This window comes from Kitasatospora sp. NPDC059747 (assembly GCF_042732955.1).
Taxonomy (GTDB): domain Bacteria; phylum Actinomycetota; class Actinomycetes; order Streptomycetales; family Streptomycetaceae; genus Kitasatospora.
The window spans coordinates 1-21,793 of sequence record NZ_JBHWGV010000126.1; the positions used below are offsets into that span (position 1 = coordinate 1).

Genomic DNA, 21,793 nt, shown 5'->3' on the forward strand with positions numbered 1-21,793 from the left:
GTCTCTCCCCCCCTCACACCCACACACTCCCACCCACCCTTTGTCTCCCCCCCCCCCTGCTCGGCGGCGGCGCCCCCCCCCGCCCCCCCGCCCCGGGGGGGGGGGGGGGGGGGCGCCCGTCCTTGGTGCGCGGGGGAGGGGATCAGGCCTCGTCGGTGCCCTCGGGGGCCTCGCCCTGGCCCTCGTCGCCCTCGATCTCGTCCTGCAGGCCGAGGCGCTCGACGATCCACTGCTCGAAGCCGACCGAGGCCTGGGTCCAGTTGGCGGTGGTGGTGACGAAGTAGTCCAGGTTGACGCCGGTGCCGACGATCATCTGGGCCTCGCCGATCAGGCGGACCACGCCGTCCTCGTGGGTGTGGGTGTAGACCTTCGGCCAGAGGGTCTCGCGGTTCCACTCGTCGATCAGGTCGAGGATCTCGCCCTTCTTCTCCAGCGGGTACGCGCGGTCGTAGAACGCGCGAACCGCGAAGAGCTCCTTCTGCTCGCCGCGGAACATGTAGTAGACGCGGAAGCCCTCCCAGGGAGCGGTGAGGTCGCCCTCCTCGTCCACGACGTGCTTGAGCTGCATCTGGTCCAGCAGCTGGGTGACCAGGGCCTGGTCCGGGACGACGATCGGCGGCGGGCCGGCCGGTCGTCCCTGGCCGCCGGGCTGTCCGCCCTGGGGGACGCCGAACGACGGGATGGACGACGGGTCGATGCTCATGGGGTCCTCTTCCTCGGTGCACGTGGTGGCCGGCAAGAGAGGCCGCCCTTTCCACCTTCCATCCTGCCTCATCCCGGGCGCGCCTCACAGGGGTACCCGGCCGTCCGTCGATCTTCGTACCGGGTGGTGTTCCGGGCTCCGAGCACGGCGTTCTCCGACGTGCGGACGGGCCGCCGCCCCGGGGGAGCGGCGGCCCGTGCGGCGGTCCGGGCGAGGCCTCCGACTACTTCTCCAGCGGCCCGCGAGCGCGGACGGTGAGCCGGTCGTGGTCCTCGTCGCGCTCGACGAGGACGGTGTCGCCGTCGTGCACCTGGCCGGAGAGGATCGCCCGCGCCAGCTGGTCGCCGATCGCGGACTGCACCAGCCGGCGCAGCGGGCGGGCGCCGTACGCCGGGTCGTACCCGGTGAGCGCCAGCCAGTCGCGCGCGGCGGCGGACACGTCCAGGGTGAGCCGCCGCTCGCGCAGCCGCTCGCCGAGGCGGGCCACCTGGAGGTCGACGATCCGGCTGAGCTCGGTGGTGCCCAGCGGCTCGAAGACCACGATGTCGTCCAGCCGGTTGAGGAACTCCGGCTTGAACGCGGCCCGGACGGAGTCCAGCACCAGCTGCTTCTTGCGGTCCTCCGGGGTGGCCGGGTCCACCAGGAACTGGCTGCCCAGGTTGGAGGTGAGGATCAGGATCGCGTTGCGGAAGTCCACCGTGCGGCCCTGGCCGTCGGTGAGCCGGCCGTCGTCCAGCACCTGGAGCAGCACGTCGAAGACCTCGGGGTGGGCCTTCTCCACCTCGTCCAGCAGCACGACGCTGTACGGGCGGCGGCGGACCGCCTCGGTGAGCTGGCCGCCCTCCTCGTAGCCGACGTACCCGGGCGGGGCGCCGACCAGGCGGGAGACGGAGTGCTTCTCGCCGTACTCGCTCATGTCGATGCGGACCATCGCCCGCTCGTCGTCGAAGAGGAAGTCGGCCAGGGCCTTGGCGAGTTCGGTCTTGCCGACGCCGGTGGGGCCGAGGAACAGGAAGGAGCCGGTCGGGCGGTCCGGGTCGGCGATGCCGGAGCGGGTGCGGCGCACCGCGTCCGACACGGCCTGCACGGCCTCCGCCTGGCCGATCAGGCGCTTGCCCAACTCCTCCTCCATGCGCAGGAGTTTGGCGCTCTCACCCTCCAGCAGGCGGCCGGCCGGGATGCCCGTCCAGGAGGCGACGACGTCGGCGACGTCGTCCGGGCCGACCTCCTCCTTGACCATCGAGGTCGACGTGTCCTGGTCCGCGGCGCGCTCCTGGGCGTCGGTGAGCTCCTTCTCGGCGGCCGGGATCTCGGCGTACATCAGCTTCGACGCGCGCTCGAAGTCGCCGTCGCGCTGGGCCCGTTCGAGTGCGCCCTGCAGGTCGTCCAGGCGCTCCTTGAGCTCGCCGACCCGGTTGAGGCTCTTCTTCTCCTGCTCCCAGCGCGCCGTCAGCACGCTCAACTGCTCGTTCCGGTCGGCGAGATCGCGGCGCAGCCGGGCGAGGCGGTCGACCGAGGCCGGGTCGGACTCCTTCTCCAGCGCGAGCTCCTCCATGCGCAACCGGTCGACGGAGCGCTGGAGTTCGTCGATCTCGACGGGGGAGGAGTCGATCTCCATCCGCAGCCGCGAGGCCGCCTCGTCGACCAGGTCGATCGCCTTGTCGGGCAGGAAGCGGGAGGTGATGTAGCGGTTGGACAGGGTGGCCGCGGCGACCAGGGCCGCGTCCGCGATCTGCACCTTGTGGTGCGCCTCGTAGCGGCCCTTGAGGCCGCGCAGGATGGCGATCGAGTCCTCCACGCTGGGCTCGCCGACCAGCACCTGCTGGAAGCGGCGCTCCAGCGCCGGGTCCTTCTCGATCCGCTCGCGGTACTCGTCCAGCGTGGTGGCGCCGACCATCCGCAGTTCGCCGCGGGCCAGCATCGGCTTGAGCATGTTGCCGGCGTCCATCGCGGAGTCGCCGCCGGCGCCCGCGCCGACCATGGTGTGCAGCTCGTCGATGAACGTGACGACCCGGCCGTCGCTCTGCTTGATGTCGTTGAGGACGGCCTTGAGCCGCTCCTCGAACTCGCCGCGGTACTTGGCGCCCGCGACCATCGCGCTGAGGTCCAGCGCGACCAGCCGCTTGCCGCGCAGCGACTCCGGCACGTCGCCGGCGACGATGCGCTGGGCCAGGCCCTCGACCACGGCCGTCTTGCCGACGCCGGGCTCGCCGATCAGCACCGGGTTGTTCTTGGTGCGGCGGGAGAGCACCTGGACGACCCGGCGGATCTCCTGGTCGCGGCCGATCACCGGGTCGAGCTTGCCGTCCCGGGCGGCCTGGGTGAGGTCGGTGCCGTACTTCTCCAGCGCCTTGTAGGTGCCCTCGGGGTCCGGCGAGGTGACCCGGCCGCTGCCGCGCACGTCCTTGAACGCGGCCAGCAGCGCCTTGGGCGTCGCGCCCTGGCGCACCAGCAGCTCGGCGACCGGCCCGCCCTCGGCGGCCAGGCCGACCATCAGGTGCTCGGTGGAGACGTACTGGTCGTCGAGGTCGTCGGCGCGCTTGCCGGCCTCGGTGAGCACCGCGATGGTGTCCCGGGCGAGCTGCGGGGCGGCGACCGTCGAACCGCTCGCGCTGGGGAGGGCGGCGAGCTGGCGGCGGGCCTCGGCGTCGACCCGCGCGGCGTCGGCGCCGACCGCCTCCAGCAGCGGCCCGGCGATGCCCTCGGACTGCTCCAGCAGGGCGATCAGGATGTGCACCGGCTTGACGTCCGGGTTCCCGACCGCACCGGCCTGCCGGATCGCGGCGGACAGGGCGTCCTGCGTCTTGGTGGTGAACTTGCTGGCGTCCACTGCTGGGGGATCCTCCCTCGTCGTCCTTCACTGCTGCTATCAACAGCATGCACTAAGTTGAGTCTATTCCGCTCAGGTTTGGGCTCTTCCGCGGGGCGGGGACGCCGGCCGGTGCCCGGAGCCCTGCCGGGTCAGCACCAGCAGCTCCCGGGCCGGCCCGCCCGGCCGCTGCCCGGCCGGCCACACCGCCCGCAGCGGGCGCCGCAGGTCGAGCCCCGCCGCCAGCGGCACCTCGACCAGCCGCCGGGTCGCCAGTTCCTCCGTCACCACCAGCTCGCTCAGGCACACCGGCCCGGCGCCGGTCATCGCCGCCGCCTTCAGCGCCGTCGACGAGGCCAGCTCCAGCCGCGGCCGCGCCGCGCCCCCGTACGGCGCCAGCGCCGCCTCCAGCACCTCCCGGGTGCCCGACCCCGGCTCGCGCAGCACCAGCGGTGTCCCGGCCAGCTCGGGCCCGGTCAGCGGCGTCCGGCGGCGCGACCACGGGTGGCCGGGCGCCACCACGACCACCAGCCGGTCCACGGCCACCACGGCGCCGTCCAGCCCGGACGGGGTGGACGGGCCCTCGACGAAGCCGAGGTCCGCCTCGCCGGCCAGCACCCGCCCGGCGACCTCCGCCGAGTTCGCCGTCCGCAGCGTCACGGCCGTGCCCGGACTGGCCTCGGCGAGCGCCAGCAGCCAGCCCGGCATCAGGTACTCGGCGACGGTCAGGCTGGCGACCACCGTCAGCTTGGCGTCCCGCCGCCCGCGCAGCGCGTCGATCCCGGCGTCCAGCGCCTGCGCCGCCTCCACCACGTGCCGGGCCCACTCGACCACCAGCCGGCCCGCCTCGGTCGGCCGGCTGCCCCGGGGGGAGCGCTCCAGCAGCGGGACGCCGACCTGCCGCTCCATGCCCTTGATCCGGGCGCTCGCGGTTGGCTGGCTGACGCCCAGCTCGGCCGCCGCCCGGCCGACGCTGCCCAGCCGGGCCACCGCGAGCAGCAGCTCCAGGGCGCCGAGTTCGGGGACGTGCGGAGAAAGGGCCATAGGTTCAGGCTATGTCCTCATAGAGCGGCGGGCGCTACCGGCCGGGGGCGCGCGGAGGGACGGTGGTCCCATGTCCACCTTGGCCGATGTCCGCCCGCTCACCCGTCCCTCCGTCGCCCGCCCCCGGTTCGACCTCGCCCAGCTCGGCCCCAACTGGTACGCCGCCGTCATGGGCACCGCGATCCTCGGCAACGGCGCGGCCGTCCTGCCGGTCCGGCCGCCCGGGCTGGTCGCTTTCGGCGAGGTGATGTGGGCGCTCGGCCTGGCCGCCCTGCTGGTGCTCGGCGGCGCGCGGCTGGTGCACCTCACCCGGCACCGGGAGGCCGCCCGCACCCAGCTGCTGGACAACCCGGCCACCGCCGTCTTCTACGGCTGCCCGCCGATGGCCCTGCTGGCGGTCGGCCTCGGCACGCTGCTGCTCGGCTCGAAGGTGATCGGCACCGGGCCCGCCGTGGCGATCGACGCCGTGCTGTGGAGCGCCGGCACCGTTTACGCGCTCGCCGTCGCCGGCGGCATCCCCTACCTGATGATCACCCGGCACCGGCTCTCCGCCCTGGAGGCCAACCCGACCTGGCTGCTGCCCGTCGTCGCCCCCCTGGTCGCCTCGGCCACCGGCCCCGCACTCGTCCCGCACCTGCCGTCCGGCTCCTCGCAGCAGGCCATGCTGTACGGCTGCTGGGCCCTGTTCGGCATCGGACTGCTGGCCACCCTGGTGCTGCTGCCGGTGGTGTTCACCGGGCTCTACCACAGCAAGGTGCCGACCCTCGTGCTCACTCCCGCGCTGTTCCTGGTGCTCGGGCCGCTCGGCCAGTCCGTCACCGCCGTCCACCAACTCGCCGACGCCGCCCGCCCGGTGCTCCCCGAGCTGGCGCCCGCCATGGCCGCCCTCGCCGAGCTGTACGGCGTGGCCGTGATCGGCGTCGCGATGCTCTGGCTGGCCGTCGCACTCACCGCCAACCTGCGCGCCCGGCGGGCCGGCATGCCGTTCGCGATGACCTGGTGGGCGTTCACCTTCCCCGTCGGCACCTGCGTCACGGGCGTCTCGGCGCTCGCCCGCCACACCGGGTTCGGCGGGTTCACCGGGCTGGCGGTCGGGCTGTACGCGCTGCTGGCCGTCGCCTGGGCGGCCGCCGCGAGCGGCACGGTGGCCGGCCTGGCGCGCGGACGGCTGCTGGCGCGCTGAGCGACGGCCGTCCGGGAGACGGACGAGCCGTGCCCCGGCTTCCGGTTCCGGAAGCCGGGGCTTCGGTCGTGTGCTGCGGGAACCGTCCAGGTGCAGGAATGCGCACCCGGAGCCTGACCGTCCACCGCCAATCGGGCCGGTCCCGGGCCTCCGCCGGGCACCCGACTGGCCTTGGCGTTCACCGGAATCCGGCCCACCGCTCCGGCCGCGGGAACCGGCCCGCCGTGCGGATAGCTGCAATTGCGAGAACCTGCACTCGGGTGACACTTGTCCGCCGGGCGTCACGCTGTGATGGTGGAGACACGCCAAGTCGTCCGGGCAACCGCGGCCCGATGGTGGCGACTTGCTCTTCAAAAGTGGATGCGGGACATCACGTCCCCGCACAACGGGGGGAAGAGCGCCGGCCGGGACGCCATGTGTGGTGATGGCCCCCGGAACCGGAGCCGGCGAGGCGTTGCTGCTCCGCCTCGCCGGAAGCGCCTTGGCATGGCGTGGCAAGGCGGCCCCTGGGCGTCCGGTGTGCGACGGCACCCGGGCCCAGGGGTCCGCCCGCCGCCCGGTACCGTGACCGCCGGGCCCTCGCGGCCGGAGACGACGGAAACGACGGGGACGCGGGACACGGGGGCGGGCCCGTCCGAAAGGCGTCCGGCAGGGAGAGTTCGACGTGACGGCGGAACCGGCGGTCGCACCGGACCACGGCCAGTACGCGGGTGACTTCACCGGCGGCGGGGGCTTCGCGGCCGACGAGGGCTTCGCGGGCACCGGAGGCTTCACCGGAGCGGGCGAGCCCGACGACGCGGCCCGCCGGCTCTACCTCTCGATCCTCGCCGAAGGCGGCCGGATCCCGTTCACCGGCGTCCACGAGACCGACCACGCCGCCATCCAACAGCTCGTCGACATCGGCCTGTTGATGCCCAACGCGATGGACGCCTGCTACACCGCCGTCAGCCCGCGCTCCGTCACCGACCGCCTCGGCGCCGAACTGCGCAGCGAGGCCACCCGGCTCCTGGTCCGCGCCGAGAACCTGCCCGGCGCCCTCGACGGCCTCACCCGCGCCTACGACGCGATGCCCCGCCCGCCCGGCCGGGCCGGCGGCGCCGTCTACGTCGAGGGCCACGTCCACATCCGCCAGCGGATCTCCCAGCTCGTCTCCGACTGCCGCGCCGAGGTCCTCACCGCCCAGCCCGGCCACCGGCCCGCCGACACGCTCCAGGTCGCCCGGCTCCAGGACGTCCAACTCCTGCAGCGCGGCTGCTCGCTGCGCACGATCTACCAGCCGGTCGCGTTCGCCGACCAGTCCGCCCTCGCCTACGCCGACGAGGTCACCCGGCACGGCTCGCTCATCCGCGTCCTCGACGAGCCCTTCCAGCGGCTCATCGTCTTCGACCGCACCGTCGCCGTGATCTCCGCCAGCGAGGACAACAGCACCGCCGCCTTCATCACCGACCCCGCCGCCATCACCTTCCTGGTCGGCGCGTTCGAGCGGGACTGGGCCCGCGCCGACACCACCGAGGCCGCCGCCGCCCTCGGCCACGGCCCCGCCCGCAGCACCCCCGACCGGGTCGGCCGCCTGCTCGCCCGCGGCCTCACCCAGCGCGCCGTCGCCACCCGCCTCGGCCTCAGCGAACGCACCGTCGCCGCCCACATCTCCCGCCTGCGCGACCGCTACGGCGCCCAGACCCTCTTCCAGCTCGGCTGGCTGATGCGAGGCTCCCGCGATGACCGATGAGCGAGCTCAGCGAGCTCACGTTTCAAAGGATGCGCATGGGCGAATGCCCCTGCCGAGCGGTGGGGGTACCTCCCGGCCGCCAAGGCTGGGGGAGAGGTGGGCGGATGAGCCGACAGCCGCCGAGCGGGCGCTCTACCTCACCGCGGTCCGCCACGGCGGACACCTGCGCCCCGACGACCTCGCCCCCGCGGACCGCCCCACCCTCGCGGTCCTCGTCGCCCGCGGCCTGCTCGCCCCGACGGCCACCGGCTACACGGCCGTCGACCCGCGCTCCGTCGGCGACCGCCTCGGCACCGAACTGCGCACCCGTGCCACCCGGTTGCTCGTCCACGCCGAACGGCTCCCGGCCGCCCTCGGCCCGCTCTCCCACGCCTACGACGCCGCACCCCGGGCGGCCTCCCCCACGGGCGAGGCCGCGTACGTCGAGGGCCAGGACGCCATCCGCCTGCGGCTCTCCCGGGTCCTGTCCGAGTGCGGCGAGGAAGTGCTCACCGCCCAGCCCGGCACCCGGCAGCCGGTCACCCTCGAACTCGCGCTCCACCAGGACGTCGCGCTGCTGACCAGCGGCCGTCGGATCCGGACGCTCTACCAGCCCGTCGCCCGCCGGCAGCCCCACGTGATCGCCTACGCGAAGGAGGTGACCCGGCACGGCTCGCTGGTCCGGGTCCTGAACGAGCCGTTCCAGCGGATGCTCGTCGTCGACCGGCGGACCGCCGTCGTCTCCGTCCACCCCGGCCACGACGTCGCGGCCTTCATCACCGAGCCCGCCGCCGTCGCCGCCCTGGTCGCCGTCTTCGAACGCGACTGGGCCAGGGCCGACGTCACCGACTGGTCGAGCGCCGCCCCCGGCCGCACCGCCGACCGGGTCACCACGCTGCTGAGCAAGGGCCTCACCCAGCGCGCCGTCGCCACCCGCCTCGGCCTCAGCGAACGCACCGTCGCCGGCCACCTCGCCCGCCTGCGCGAGCGCTACGGCGCCCGGACCCTCTTCCAACTCGGCTGGCAACTGAAGGGCGACGCCGATGGGTGACCCGACCCTGTCCGAAGCCCTCCCGGACGACTCCGCCCGCGCGCTCTACCGCGCGATCCCGCGGGACGGCGGCCGCCTGCTGGCGCAGGGGCTCACGCAGCGGGCGATCGCGGGCCGCATGGGGTCGAGCGAGCGGACCGTGGCCGGTCACATCGCCCGGCTGCGTGAGCTGTACGACGCGGAGACGCTGTTCCAGCCGGGCCGGCAGATGCGGGGATCCCGGACGGGGGAGTCCGGTGGATGACCGCGGGTCAGCCGGTGGCGGCGCCCGACGGCCAGAAGCCGGCCCGGCCGGCCACGGGGGGCTGCTGACGGGGGACGTTGAACTGCTCGCCGGGGGCGGTCCAGAAGCCCTCGCGCAGCGACAGCGCCATGCCGGCCCAGTCGAGCGCCGTCTCCACGGTGTGGTTGAGCGCCTCCTGCGACCAGGTGTCGTCGAAGACCAGCGGCAGGACGGGGGCGACCTGCTCGATGGTGGCGATCAGCGGGTTGTGCGTGATGGCCTCGTCGACGAGGAGGACGATCGGCTTGCGCAGCGCGGAGGCCCAGCCCAGCTCCAGGCTCACCCCGGCCGACAGCGGGGCGCCGACGTAGGCGAACACCAGGTCCGCCGACTGCAGCGCCCGGAAGTCCGACGGAACCCGCGGTTCCGGCGCCCGCCCGGCGACGGTCCAGGCGTCGCTGTGGTGCGCGCTGTACACGGCGGCCCCGCTGCGGAGGAGCGTGGTGCGCAGCGTGGTCAGCCGCGTCCGGCTGGCGAGCGTCACCACGCTGTCCGCGGGCCCGGTCAGCCGCATCAGCGGTGCGGCCAGAAACACACGTGCACGCCGGCCTTCGGTGGCCTGGCTGTCGTGGTGACGCAGGTAGGGCTCGGTCATGTCGACTCCGGGGGAAGGCATTGGCACTCGGTTGCTCGCCGCCGACGCTTGGCTTGGAGATTGGAACGGGGGGAAATCGGACGGGTTTATCACTATTTCGACGCTTGTCCTGGCGTGACTGCCGAGAGGGAGGATCTTGGCAGCGTGGCGTGAGGACGTCAGTTGATCGTCCATCGAGCAGGGTCGGCAGTCCACCGATGCACGGTGGCATCCGTCTGCATGGCAGAGAGATGACACCCTCTTCCGCCTGGGCGCGACGGTGACAGTCAGATAGGGCGTGTGGCACGATCTGAGCGTTTGATTGTCTGCCGCCTGTTCATTCGACTGACAGGCCACTGAAGAGGATTGGGGTGTGCGCGTGTCTCGTCTGCGTCAGGTCGCCAAGACGGCTGCGGTAGCGATATCTGCGGGCGTCCTTACCGTGCTGGGCTTCGGACTGCTTGTCACCGGTCATGATGCCGATGGATCTGCCCATGTCAATCATGTCGGGCTTGGGGTCGATGTTAGTGCGACTTCGAATCAGGCGTCGGGTACCGCTTTGGACGGCGAGCACCAGTGGACATGACAGAATGAGACTGACGAATCGTTATGCGCTGCCGGAAGCGGCGGGGAGGCATGGCGATTCGTCGGTCTCTTGTGACGAACGCGCCAGCGCCCAACCGAGTTGGAACAGCGATTCGACGTTGTAGTCCTCTCGCATCTCGGCCAGATGGCGGGCGAGGGTGCGTTCGCTGATGCCGAGGCGGCGGGCGATGACTCTGTGGTTCGTGCCTTCGAGCAGGAGGTCGATGATGGTCTGGCGCATCCGTGACACGACCTGTTGCGGCACGGTTCGTCCACCGGTGAAGTCCAGTCCGCGGTTCCAGTTGCGCTCGAACACCTCGTGGACGAGGAAGTGGATGACGGCGGGGTCGTGGATGAAGGCCGCCAGATTGAGGTCCTCCGCGACCGGGATGACGGCCAGCTGCCGGTCCACGATGATCAGCCTGGTGTACGGCTCGTCGAGGGTGCGGAACCGCCCACCGGCCTCGGTGATCTTCGCGACGTAGTCCCGGGTGGGGGCGTGGTACCTGGTGCTCGGATGGTAGATGGTCCGCACCGCAATACCGCGTTCGAGGTCGGCCAGGTCGTCGTCGAGCACGCGGGACAGAACGTCCGGCGGCCGCGGGCCGCCCGGCTGGGCCGCGAGTATCTCCTCTTTCGCAGTGGTCACGGCGTGGTTGATCCGTTGGCTGATCAGTGCCTTGCCGCGGACGTACTCGATAATTCCGCCGGACGGTTCCGGACGGTGAAACGCGTCCGCGAGACCCTGAAGGTCGCCGGGGACGGCTATCGCGCGGGACAGCAGCGCGAGTGCCTGGCGTTGCCAGAGGGCGCTCAGCCCGGTGGCGAGCTGTTGTGGATCGACCGCGACCAGAATCTGCGGATCATCCATGTCGGGAGTGAGGAGACCGATGTCCAACAGCTCGCTGAGGTGGCTGTAGTCGTGCTCCTCGATTTCACTGCGGGCTATCCGACCGTGCGCCCGGATTGCCGCGAGGTAGAGGTCGTGCGCTCCGGTGGAGAGAGTGCCCGGTGCACCGACACCCGGAATGGCGTCGTTCCTCCCGTTCATTCACGACTCCTTCTTGACGACCGAACCTGCCCTATGGCTGCACTCGAGCCCCATCGGTGATCCTAGATCCCGGCGCGGGATCCGGAACCGGGCATTGTTCCACCATTGCGGAGTGACGCTTCGATTGGCACCCTCTCACCACAAGTAAGCCGCCGGCACCCCCCGAACAGGAGGGAACCGGCGGCCGGGCTGGGTGTTCAGCCGAGTCAGCGCTTCGGGCGCCAGACGACCAGGGCGCTCGACTGGGGGGTCGGGGGCTGGTACGGGACGAGGTCGCGGCGGTAGGAGGCGTGGACGGCGGCTTCGCGCTGCTGGAGGGCGGCGGCGGCGCCCTCCAGGGAGTCCGCGAGTTCGGCGATGCGCGACTGGAGGGCGGTGACCTGGTTCTCCAGCTCGATGATCCGCTTGATGCCGGCCAGGTTGATGCCCTCGTCCTGCGAGAGCCGCTGGACCTCGCGCAGCTGCTGGATGTCGCGGGCCGAGTAGCGGCGGCCGCGGCCGGCGGTGCGGTCGGGGCAGACCAGGCCGAGGCGGTCGTACTGGCGCAGGGTCTGCGGGTGCAGGCCGGAGAGTTCGGCGGCCACCGAGATCACGTACACCGGGGTGTCCTCGGTGAGCACGTACTGGGGCGGGGCCGCGGCGCGCCGGGGGCGGCGGCCGTCGCCGGGCAGGCCTTCGCCGAGGCCCGGGCCGATCGGGCCGTCGGGGGTCATCGGGGACATCTGGTCGTCACGCTCCCTTCGCCGCCCGGAACAGGGCGGCTCGCGGGTCGTCGGAGGCGGTGGCCTCGCGGTACTGCTCCAGGGCGGACAGCGCGTCGCCGGTGACGTGCTGCGGCACCACGACCTCGACGGTGACGAGGAGGTCGCCGCGGGTGCCGTCCTTGCGGGTGGCGCCCTTGCCGCGGGCCCGCATGGTGAGGCCGTTGGCACTGCCCGGGGGCAGCTTGAGCTTCACGGCGGGGCCGCCGAGTGTGGGCACCTCGATGGTGCCGCCGAGCGCCGCCTCGGGGAAGGTGACCGGGACGGTCACGGTGAGGTTGTCGCCCTTGCGGCCGAAGACGGGGTGGGCGTCGACGTGCACGGTGACGTAGAGGTCGCCGGGCTGGCCGCCGCGTTCGCCCTGGGCGCCCTTGCCCTTGAGCCGGATGCGCTGGGCGTCCTGGACGCCGGCCGGGATGCGGACCTGCATGGTGCGGGCGGAGCTGGCCCGGCCGCTGCCGTGGCAGTCGGTGCAGGGGTCGTCGACGATCATGCCGCGGCCCTTGCAGTCCTTGCAGGGCTCGGAGAGCGCGAACGCGCCCTGGCCCCGGCTGACGGTGCCGGCGCCGACGCAGGTCGGGCAGACCCGCGGGGTGGTGCCGGACTTGGCGCCGGTGCCGTTGCAGACGCGGCAGGGGGCCTGGCTGGTCATCCGCAGCGGGACGGTCGCGCCGTCGACGGCCTCCTCGAAGGAGAGGGTGACCTCGGTCTCGACGTCGGCGCCGCGCCGGGGCTGGGCCTGCCGGCCGCCGCGGTTGAAGAGGCCGCCGAAGACGTCGCCGATGCCGCCGCTGCCGCCCTGGGTGCCGCTGAAGAGGTCGCCGAAGTCGAAGCTGTAGTTGCCGGTGCCGGGCCCGCCGGCGCGGAAGCCGCCGTTGGCGAAGAGGCTGCGGGCCTCGTCGTACTCCTTGCGGCGCTTCTCGTCGGACAGGACGTCGTACGCCTCGGAGATGTCCTTGAAGCGCTCCTCGGCCTTGGCGTCGCCCTTGTTGGCGTCCGGGTGGAACTCGCGCGCCAGCTTCCGGTAGGTCTTCTTGATCTCGGTGGCGGTGGCGTCCTTGGGCACGCCGAGGACCTTGTAATAGTCCTTCTCGACAAAGTCCTTGCCACTCATGGCTTGCGCCACCTCCCGATGTCCATCGTCACTGCCTTGTCAACAGCCCGCGGCACTGCGTTGTCAACAGCCCGGCCGCGCGGGCCTGTTGCCGACAGTGCGCTGCGGAGCCGATCGCCGTACTGACCGGCGTACGACTCCGCAGCGCACTGGTTCATCTGCTGGGACGGGCGTGCGCCCGTCACAGGTCGTCAGCTGTCCTTGCCACCGTCGGCCTTGTCCGACTTCTCGGACTTGGCGGTGTCGGTGTCCGGCCCGGCCGTGGTCTGGGTGCCCGGCTGGGGCTCCGCGACCGCGACCATCGCCGGGCGGATGATCCGCTCGCCGATCCGGTAGCCGGGCTGGAGGATCTGCACGCAGGTGTCCTCGGTGACGTCCGAGGAGTAGCTGTGCATCAGCGCCTCGTGCATGGTCGGGTCGAAGGGCTCGCCCTCCTTGCCGAACTGCTGGAGGCCCAGCTTGGCGACGACCGTCTCCAGGGAGTCGGCGACGGACTTGAAGCCGCCGGTGACCTCGCCGTGCTCGCGGGCGCGGCCGATGTCGTCCAGGACCGGGATCAGGGACTCCAGGATGTTGGAGACCGCGATCTCGCGGACCGTGAGCCGGTCGCGCTCGACCCGCTTGCGGTAGTTCTGGTACTCGGCCTGGAGGCGCTGGAGGTCCGCGGTGCGCTCGGTGGCCTCGCGCTTGGCGGCGGCCAGCTCGTCCGACGCGTCGCCGGAGCCGGCCGCGGCGGCCTCCTCGGCGGCCTTGATCACGGCCTCCTCGGCGGCGGAGTCGTCGCCGGGCTTGCCGCCCTGCGTCTTGTCCGTCATGCCGCGCCGCCCTTGGGCTTGTCGTGCTTCTCGTCGTCCACGATCTCGGCGTCGACGACGTCGTCGTCCTTGCCCTGGGCGGCGGAGTCCCCGGCGGCGGCACCGGCGGCGTCGGCGTTGGCGTAGAGGGCCTGGCCGAGCTTCTGCGCGGTGGTGGAGACCTTCTCCGAGGCCTCGCGGATCTTCGCGATGTCCTCGCCCTTCAGGGCCTCCTTGAGCTCGCCGATGGCGGTCTCGACCTCGGTCTTGACGTCGGCCGGGAGCTTGTCGGTGTTGTCCGCGATGAACTTCTCGGTCGAGTAGACGAGCTGCTCGGCGGAGTTGCGGGTCTCGACGGCCTCGCGGCGCTTGTGGTCGTCCTCGGCGTACTGCTCGGCCTCGCGGCGCATGCGGTCGACCTCGTCCTTCGGCAGCGAGGAGCCGCCGGTGACGGTCATCTTCTGCTCCTTGCCGGTGCCGAGGTCCTTGGCGGCGACGTGCATGATGCCGTTGGCGTCGATGTCGAAGGTGACCTCGATCTGCGGCAGGCCGCGCGGCGCCGGCGGGAGGCCGGTCAGCTCGAACATGCCGAGCTTCTTGTTGTACGCGGCGATCTCGCGCTCGCCCTGGTAGACCTGGATCTGCACGGACGGCTGGTTGTCCTCGGCCGTGGTGAAGATCTCGGAGCGCTTGGTCGGGATCGTGGTGTTGCGCTCGATCAGCTTGGTCATGATGCCGCCCTTGGTCTCGATGCCGAGGGACAGCGGGGTGACGTCGAGCAGCAGGACGTCCTTGACCTCGCCCTTGAGGACACCGGCCTGGAGCGAGGCGCCGATGGCGACGACCTCGTCCGGGTTGACGCCCTTGTTGGCGTCCTTGCCGCCGGTCAGCTCCTTGACGAGCTCGGCGACGGCCGGCATGCGGGTCGAGCCGCCGACGAGGACGACGTGGTCGATCTCGGCGAGCGAGATGCCGGCGTCCTTGATCACGTTGTGGAACGGGATCTTGCAGCGCTCCAGCAGGTCGGAGGTCAGCTGCTGGAACTGGGCGCGGGTGAGCTTCTCGTCCAGGTGCAGCGGGCCCTCGGCGGAGGCCGTGATGTAGGGCAGGTTGATCGAGGTCTCGGAGGACGAGGACAGCTCGATCTTGGCCTTCTCGGCGGCCTCGCGCAGACGCTGCAGGGCCATCTTGTCCTTGGACAGGTCGACCCCGTGGCCGGACTGGAAGACCTTGACCAGGTGGTCGACGACCTTCTGGTCCCAGTCGTCGCCACCGAGGTGGTTGTCACCGTTGGTGGCCTTCACCTCGACGACCCCGTCGCCGATCTCCAGCAGGGAGACGTCGAAGGTGCCGCCGCCGAGGTCGAAGACCAGGATGGTCTGGTCGTCCTTGTCCAGGCCGTAGGCCAGGGCAGCCGCGGTCGGCTCGTTGACGATGCGCAGGACGTTGAGGCCCGCGATCTCACCGGCCTCCTTGGTGGCCTGGCGCTCGGAGTCCGAGAAGTACGCCGGGACGGTGATGACCGCGTCGGTGACGGTCTCGCCCAGGTAGGCCTCCGCGTCCCGCTTCAGCTTCTGCAGGATGAAGGCGCTGATCTGCTGGGGGTTGAAGTCCTTGCCGTCCAGGTTGATCTTCCACCCGGTGCCCATGTGGCGCTTGACCGAGCGGATGGTGCGGTCGACGTTGGTGACCGCCTGGCGCTTGGCCACCTCGCCGACCAGGACCTCGCCGTTCTTCGCGAAAGCGACGACGGACGGCGTGGTCCGCGCGCCCTCGGCGTTCGTGATGACGGTGGGCTCGCCACCCTCCAGAACGCTGACGACCGAGTTCGTCGTACCGAGGTCGATGCCGACCGCGCGTGCCATCGTAGATACCTCCACGGAAGAGTTGAGCTTTACGGGCTCAAGGATGCATGACCCGCCGGGCGGCGTCAACAGCTATGAGTCAGCAGCACTCAACTTTGCTGATGCCGGTCCTCTCGGTGGGCCGCCGCGGGGGCCCGCGGTGTCCCCGGTCGGAGTGACGGCCGCCCCGGCCGAGGTGGCGGGGGTGGAGTTACGTGACTGCCGCCATACCTTGGGAACCTTCTGGAGAACTGTTGACGAGCGGTAATGTCCGGGCCGTCGGCCCGGCAAGTTACCGACGAGTACACTCCCTTGGTAAAGACGTAGAACCCGGACTGCTCAACCGCAAGCCGCAGGAGACGGAGCCGATGCAGCTAGCAGCGATCGTCATCTCGCTGGTCACGTTCGTGATCGGCACCGCGCTCGCCCTTCGTGCGGCGTGGCACATCTTCAAGGTGGTGCTGACCGGCGCGCCGGACACCACCCGCTTCGGCAAGCCCGCCCGGCGCGTGAAGACCGTCGCGGTCGAGTTCATCGGCCACACCAGGATGAACCGCTGGGGGATCGTCGGCATCGCGCACTGGTTCGTCGCGGTCGGCTTCTTCAGCCTGGTCCTGACCATCGTCAACGCGATGGGCCAGCTCTTCGACGCCGAGTTCGAGCTGCCGGTCATCGGGCACTGGATGATCTGGCAGCTCTTCGTCGAGCTCGTCGGCACCCTCACCACCCTGGGCATCCTGACCCTGATGGTGATCCGGCTGATGAGCCTGCCGTCGCGCTCCGGACGCAAGTCCCGCTTCGCCGGCTCGATCGCCTGGCAGGCCTTCTACGTCGAGTACACGATCCTCGGCATCGGCCTGTGCATCCTGATGCTGCGCGCCCTGGAGGGCGCCCTCAACGGCGTCGACTCGTACGGCCCGGCGCACCTCGTCTCGTACCCGATCACCTCCGCGCTGAGCGGCCTGTCGCACGGCACGCTGGAGAACCTGATCTGGCTCTTCGCGATGCTGAAGATCTGCATCTCCTTCGCCTGGGCGACCACCATCGGCCTCAACCCCTCGATGGGCGTGGCCTGGCACCGCTTCCTCGGCTTCTTCAACATCTACTTCAAGCGCGAGGAGGACGGCGGCACCGCGCTCGGCGCCCTCCGTCCGATGACCTCCGGCGGCCAGCCGATCGACTTCGAGGACCCGGCCGAGGACGCCGTCTTCGGCGTCTCCCAGGTCGAGCACTTCTCCTGGAAGGGCATCCTCGACTTCTCCACCTGCACCGAGTGCGGCCGCTGCCAGTCGCAGTGTCCGGCCTGGAACACCGGCAAGCCGCTGTCGCCGAAGCTGCTCATCATGAGCCTCCGCGAGCACGTCTACGGCAAGGCCCCGTACCTGCTCGCCGGTGGCGGCAAGGACATGGAGGGCACCGAGAAGGCGACCGCCGAGCAGCTCAAGGACGTCCCGGCGGGCGCCCTCGCCGAGGCCGAGCGCCCGCTGATCGGCACCGCCGAGGAGAACGGCGTCATCGACCCGGACGTCCTGTGGTCCTGCACCACCTGCGGCGCCTGCGTCGAGCAGTGCCCGGTGGACATCGAGCACATCGACCACATCGTCGACATGCGCCGCTACCAGGTGATGATCGAGTCCTCGTTCCCGACCGAGGCCGGGACGATGCTCAAGAACCTGGAGAACAAGGGCAACCCGTGGGGCATGGCCACCAAGGCCCGCCTCGACTGGGTCAAGGAGCTCAAGAAGGAGACCGGCATCGAGGTGCCGGTGATCGGCGAGGACATCGACCCCGCCGAGGTCGAGTACCTCTACTGGGTCGGCTGCGCCGGCGCCCTGGAGGACCGCGCCAAGAAGACCACCAAGGCCTTCGCCGAGCTGCTGCACACCGCGGGCGTGAAGTTCGCGATCCTCGGCAAGGAGGAGTCCTGCACCGGTGACTCCGCCCGCCGCCTGGGCAACGAGTTCCTCTTCCAGATGCTCGGCGCGCAGAACGTGGAGACGCTGAACGCGGCCCTGGAGGACGCCCCGGTCAAGCGGATCGTCGCCACCTGCCCGCACTGCTTCAACACCATCGCCAACGAGTACCCGCAGCTGGGCGGCCACTTCGAGGTCATCCACCACACCCAGCTGCTGCAGCACCTGATCGACGAGGGCAAGCTCGTCCCGGTCAACCCGGTCGAGGGCCTGATCACCTACCACGACCCCTGCTACCTGGGCCGCCACAACAAGGTCTACAGCCCGCCGCGCGAGATCATGGACAAGGTCCCGGGTCTGCGCCAGCAGGAGATGCACCGGCACAAGGAGCGCGGCTTCTGCTGCGGCGCCGGCGGTGCGCGCATGTGGATGGAGGAGCGCATCGGCAAGCGGATCAACACCGAGCGCGTGGACGAGGCGCTGTCGCTCAACCCGGACATCGTCTCCACCGCCTGCCCGTTCTGCCTGGTGATGCTCTCCGACTCGGTCAACGGCAAGAAGAACGAGGGCGCGGCCAAGGAGCACCTGAAGGTGGTCGACGTGGCCCAGCTGCTGCTCGACTCGGTCAAGGCGACCCCGCCGGCCGAGACCGAGGAGCCCGCGACGGTGGACGCGTAGCGGCCCCTGTTCGACAGTTCTGCTACAACTGCCCGGCCCGGCGGCCGCCGCGAAAGCGCTCCGCCGGGCCGGGCTTTTGGGGCCTCGGCGGCGCTGCCCCGCAGGCCCCGGCGGCGGGCGAGTGATGCCAATCGCACAGCCGCCGGACGGGCATTCGGTTGGAAGGAAATACAGTAGGCCAGACCGGCCCGCGGGCCGGTCGACCCGTTCCGGACACCCGGACCACGGCCGGACCACGGCCGGACGGCCGGTGGGCGGACGGGTCCATACGGACGAAGAGAGGTGCGGCCCGCCGGGCCGGGCCGCAGAGACCACAAGGGGAACAGCGCAGACCATGACCGAGGCGATCATGCTGGTCGGTGGTAAGGGCACGCGACTGCGTCCGCTGACCACCCACACCCCCAAGCCCATGCTGCCGGTGGCGGGCGTCCCCTTCATCGCGCACCAGCTGGCCCGCGCCGCGGCCGCCGGAGTCACCCGCGTGGTGCTCGCCACCTCCTACCTGGCCGAGGTCTTCGAGGACCACTTCCAGGACGGCACCCCGTACGGCATCGAGCTGGTCTACCTGACCGAGCGCGAGCCGCTCGGCACCGGCGGCGCCATCCGCAACGCCGCCTCCGGGCTCACCTGCGGCCCGGACGAGCCGGTCCTCGTCTTCAACGGCGACATCCTGTCCGGCGTCGACATCGCCGCCCTGCGCGACGGCCACGTGGCCGCCGGGGCCGACGTCACCCTGCACCTCACCCGGGTGGAGGACCCGCGCGCCTTCGGCCTCGTGCCGACCGACGCGGACGGGCGGGTGCTGGAGTTCCTGGAGAAGCCGGAGACGCCCGAGCAGATCGTCACCGACCAGATCAACGCCGGCTGCTACGTCTTCACCCGGTCCGTCATCGACCGCATCCCGGCCGGCCGGGAGGTGTCCGTCGAGCGCGAGACCTTCCCCGAGCTGCTCGCCACCGGCGCGCTGCTGCGCGGCGTCGTCGACACCTCGTACTGGCTGGACCTCGGCACCCCGGGCGCGTTCGTCCGCGGCTCGGCCGACCTCGTCCTCGGCAAGGTCGACTCCCCGGCCGTCCCCGGCCCGACCGGCGACGCCCTGCTGCTGCCCGGCGCGACCGTCCACCCCGGCGCGGTGCTCAGCGGCGGCACCGTCGTCTCCGAGGGCGCGGTGGTCGAGGCCGGCGCGATCGTCGAGGGCAGCGTCATCCTGCCCGGCGCCGTCATCGGCCCGGACACCCTGGTCAAGGACTCCATCGTGGGTGCCTTCGCGACCGTCGGGGACCGCTCGGCCCTGGACGGCGCGGTGATCGGCGACGGCGCGATCGTCGAGTCCGACAACGAGCTGCCGAACGGCATCCGGATCGCCTGCGGCACGCTGCTGCCGGTCGGCGCCGTCCGCACCTCGGCCGGCCCGGGCGGCTGCCCGGCCGGTGCCTCCGCCGCGGCGGCCGTCCACGGTCCGACCGTCACCGCGCAGCGCTGACGCCCGCTTCCGGCCCCGTTCGTCTCAGGCTCGCTGCAAACCGGCCCCGGCTCCGTCCGGGGCGTACGCGGACTGGGCCGGACGGGTACCTTCGGAACGTGGCTGGTAATCGATACGACAGCGGTCAGGGCGCCGACCCCCACGGCGGGTGGTCGGCCCCTCCGCCACCGGCGGGGGCGCCCGGGGGGCACGGGCAGACGGACGGGCCGGAGTACTTCACGGCCCCGCACCAGGGGGTCGCTCCGCACGACCCGTACGCCGCCGACCGGCCCGGGAACACCCGGTCCTTCCCGACCGGCGGGGACCCGTACGCGGGGCAGCCCCCGTACCAGGACTACCCGACGCAGGGGTACCAGGGGCAGGGCCGGCAGGCTCCCGGCCACTACGACCAGGGCTACGGCGACCAGGGGTACGGGGACCAGGGCTACGGCGAGCAGGGCTACGGATACCCCCAGGGGGAGCCGCAGCCGCCGTACGGCCAGGACAACGTCGCCGTCTACCGGGCCGGCGGCCAGTCGTCGCCGCACGTCTCCGGGCCGCGCCCGCACTGGCGCGAGCTGCTCCTCGGCATCGTCCGCGCGCCGGCCGCGACCTTCGACCGCACCCGTGACCACCAGGTCTGGCTGCCCGCCCTCACCGTCTCGCTCCTCTACGGCGCGCTCGCGGTGCTCGGCATCGGCCTGACGCACAACGACATCGTCAACTCGACCTTCACCGTCGCGCTGACCGGCATGGCCGCCGCCGCGCTCGGCTTCACCGTCACCGGCGCGATCTTCGGCGCTGTCACCTACGCGCTGGCCCGCCAGCTCGGCGGGGACGGCCCGTGGAAGTCGACGGTCGGCCTGGCCGCGCTGATCGGCTGGCTGACCGACGCGCCCCGGCTGCTGCTCGCCCTGGTGCTGCCCTCCGGCAGCGCGGTCGTGCAGGTCGTCGGCTGGGCCACCTGGGCGTTCTGCGCGTTCCTGCTGACCACGATGGTCCGCCGGGTGCACGACCTGCCCTGGGGCAAGGCGGCGGGCGCCGCGGCCGTCCAGCTGCTCGCGCTGCTGGTGCTGATCAAGCTGCCGACCCTGGGCTGACCGCCGGACGGCGGCGGGGCGGACGGCAGAATGGTGGACGGGCCCCGCGAACCGGGGTCCGTCCCCCGTCGGCCGCGACCACCCACCGGAGCCAGGCATGACCCTCCCCACCACCCACGTCAGCTTCCCGGCCGGGGCGGTGACCGGCGACTCCCCGGTGCTCGCGGTGCACCCGCTCGCCGACGGCCGGTACGCCGTCGTCACCGCGGCCACGCCGTTCCACCCGCTCGACCACACCTGGCCCGACCAGCCCGCCGACCTCGGCACGCTCACCGTGGACGGCGCCGAGCTGGCCGTCGTCGACTGCCTGACCGGCGCGGTCGGCCCGGACGGCGGCGCGCCGCTGGTCGGCGCCGACATCCCGGTGCGGCGCGGCGACGAGGAGTGGTCCTGGCTCGTCCTGCACGTCGTCGCCGCCGACCCGGGCGACCTCGTCGGCCGCACGGCCGTGCTCGCCGTCGACGCCGAGCGCCGCGCCGCCCTCAGCGCCTCGCACAGCGGCTGCCACCTGCTCGCCCTCGCCCTCAACGCCGCGCTCGCCCCGCGCTGGCGCAAGGACCCGGGCCGCGCCGACGCCCTCGGCCACCCGGACTTCGACAGCCTCGCGATGGCCACCTCGGTGATGGACACCGAGGCCAGCACGGACACCTACCGGCTCGGCAAGTCGCTCAAGAAGAAGGGCTTCACGGCCGACGCCACCGACGAGCTGCCCGCCCTCGCCGACGCCCTGCCCGCCGTCACCGAGGCCGTCAACGCGCAGCTGGCCGCCTGGGTCGCCGCCGACGCCGCCGTCCGCATCGAGGTGCCGGGCCCCGAGCTCACCGCCCGCCGCCAGTGGCACTGCGAGCTGCCCGAGGGCGGCGCGCAGATCTCCTGCGGCGGCACCCACCTGCACCACCTGGGCGAGCTGGCCGAGCTCCGCACCGAGCTGCGGCTGTCCGAGGACGGCACCGAGCTCGTCGCCGTCACCCGCCCGAAGCGGGCCTGAGGACCGGGCGCGCCGGCCGGGCCTGAGGACCAGGCCCCGGAACGCCACGGGCGGGGGGCGCCCGGCGGCGGGGGGGGGGGCCCCCGGGGGGGGGCGCGGCGCCGGGGGAACCGGGGGGGGGGGGGGGTGTGGTAATGGTGTGGGCGGG

At 72.1% G+C, this 21,793-nt stretch carries 16 protein-coding genes and 1 pseudogene; 8 read left to right on the top strand and 9 right to left on the bottom strand.

Going from position 1 to position 21,793, the window contains the following annotated elements; translation table 11 throughout:
• Positions 1-142: 142 nt before the first annotated feature.
• From ACFV4G_RS36250 to ACFV4G_RS36260, 3 genes are all read right to left on the bottom strand, one after another.
• Complete coding sequence (locus ACFV4G_RS36250) at positions 143-703, bottom strand: YbjN domain-containing protein (RefSeq protein ID WP_380446453.1); 561 nt, start codon at positions 701-703, stop codon at positions 143-145.
• A gap of 223 nt (positions 704-926) precedes the next feature.
• Positions 927-3,533 carry an ATP-dependent chaperone ClpB gene (gene clpB / locus ACFV4G_RS36255; protein ID WP_380446454.1) on the bottom strand — a complete coding sequence of 869 codons (2,607 nt, stop codon included), beginning with the start codon at positions 3,531-3,533 and terminating at the stop codon, positions 927-929.
• A gap of 72 nt (positions 3,534-3,605) precedes the next feature.
• Entirely contained in the window at positions 3,606-4,556 is a 951-nt protein-coding gene (locus ACFV4G_RS36260) for a LysR family transcriptional regulator (RefSeq protein WP_380446455.1), read from the bottom strand.
• Between the two features lie 70 nt (positions 4,557-4,626).
• Here ACFV4G_RS36260 and ACFV4G_RS36265 point away from each other — a divergent pair, with 70 nt between their 5' ends.
• The 4 genes from ACFV4G_RS36265 to ACFV4G_RS36280 all read left to right on the top strand — a co-directional run bounded on the left by ACFV4G_RS36265 (position 4,627) and on the right by ACFV4G_RS36280 (position 8,742).
• On the top strand, positions 4,627-5,739 hold the full coding sequence (locus tag ACFV4G_RS36265; protein WP_380446456.1) for a TDT family transporter: 1,113 nt from the start codon (positions 4,627-4,629) through the stop codon (positions 5,737-5,739).
• Between the two features lie 664 nt (positions 5,740-6,403).
• Entirely contained in the window at positions 6,404-7,468 is a 1,065-nt protein-coding gene (locus ACFV4G_RS36270) for a LuxR C-terminal-related transcriptional regulator (protein WP_380446457.1), read from the top strand.
• Positions 7,469-7,511: 43 nt separating this feature from the next.
• Positions 7,512-8,498: a LuxR family transcriptional regulator gene (locus tag ACFV4G_RS36275; protein WP_380446458.1), complete on the top strand. Its 987-nt coding sequence runs from the start codon at positions 7,512-7,514 to the stop codon at positions 8,496-8,498.
• Positions 8,491-8,742: a hypothetical protein gene (locus ACFV4G_RS36280; protein WP_380446459.1), complete on the top strand. Its 252-nt coding sequence runs from the start codon at positions 8,491-8,493 to the stop codon at positions 8,740-8,742. The genes ACFV4G_RS36275 and ACFV4G_RS36280 overlap by 8 nt, the downstream gene beginning before the upstream one ends.
• A gap of 7 nt (positions 8,743-8,749) precedes the next feature.
• Here ACFV4G_RS36280 and ACFV4G_RS36285 read toward each other — a convergent pair whose 3' ends face one another.
• The 6 genes from ACFV4G_RS36285 to dnaK all read right to left on the bottom strand — a co-directional run bounded on the left by ACFV4G_RS36285 (position 8,750) and on the right by dnaK (position 15,525).
• On the bottom strand, positions 8,750-9,376 hold the full coding sequence (locus tag ACFV4G_RS36285; protein ID WP_380446460.1) for a hypothetical protein: 627 nt from the start codon (positions 9,374-9,376) through the stop codon (positions 8,750-8,752).
• A 586-nt stretch (positions 9,377-9,962) separates the two neighbouring features.
• Complete coding sequence (locus tag ACFV4G_RS36290; RefSeq protein ID WP_380446461.1) at positions 9,963-10,991, bottom strand: helix-turn-helix domain-containing protein; 1,029 nt, start codon at positions 10,989-10,991, stop codon at positions 9,963-9,965.
• Positions 10,992-11,197: 206 nt separating this feature from the next.
• The gene (locus ACFV4G_RS36295) at positions 11,198-11,713 is read right to left on the bottom strand and encodes a heat shock protein transcriptional repressor HspR (RefSeq protein WP_380446462.1); all 516 of its coding nucleotides are present in this window, start codon (positions 11,711-11,713) and stop codon (positions 11,198-11,200) included.
• 7 nt (positions 11,714-11,720) lie between these two features.
• Positions 11,721-12,866, bottom strand: coding sequence for a molecular chaperone DnaJ (gene dnaJ / locus ACFV4G_RS36300; RefSeq protein WP_380446463.1), 1,146 nt, complete (start codon positions 12,864-12,866; stop codon positions 11,721-11,723).
• 191 nt (positions 12,867-13,057) lie between these two features.
• On the bottom strand, positions 13,058-13,681 hold the full coding sequence (gene grpE / locus ACFV4G_RS36305; protein ID WP_380446464.1) for a nucleotide exchange factor GrpE: 624 nt from the start codon (positions 13,679-13,681) through the stop codon (positions 13,058-13,060).
• On the bottom strand, positions 13,678-15,525 hold the full coding sequence (gene dnaK / locus ACFV4G_RS36310) for a molecular chaperone DnaK (RefSeq protein WP_380446465.1): 1,848 nt from the start codon (positions 15,523-15,525) through the stop codon (positions 13,678-13,680). Before dnaK ends, grpE begins: the two co-directional genes overlap by 4 nt.
• A gap of 347 nt (positions 15,526-15,872) precedes the next feature.
• Between dnaK and ACFV4G_RS36315 the strand changes: the two genes are divergently transcribed.
• From ACFV4G_RS36315 to ACFV4G_RS36330, 4 genes and pseudogenes are all read left to right on the top strand, one after another.
• A complete protein-coding gene (locus ACFV4G_RS36315; protein WP_380446466.1) occupies positions 15,873-18,095 on the top strand; it encodes a (Fe-S)-binding protein in 2,223 nt (740 codons plus the stop codon).
• A 334-nt stretch (positions 18,096-18,429) separates the two neighbouring features.
• Positions 18,430-19,503 (top strand): annotated as a pseudogene (locus ACFV4G_RS36320) (sugar phosphate nucleotidyltransferase); the annotation flags it as partial.
• A gap of 173 nt (positions 19,504-19,676) precedes the next feature.
• Positions 19,677-20,657 carry a Yip1 family protein gene (locus ACFV4G_RS36325; RefSeq protein WP_380446467.1) on the top strand — a complete coding sequence of 327 codons (981 nt, stop codon included), beginning with the start codon at positions 19,677-19,679 and terminating at the stop codon, positions 20,655-20,657.
• Between the two features lie 97 nt (positions 20,658-20,754).
• Positions 20,755-21,645: a metal-dependent hydrolase gene (locus ACFV4G_RS36330; RefSeq protein WP_380446468.1), complete on the top strand. Its 891-nt coding sequence runs from the start codon at positions 20,755-20,757 to the stop codon at positions 21,643-21,645.
• Positions 21,646-21,793 lie beyond the last annotated feature (148 nt).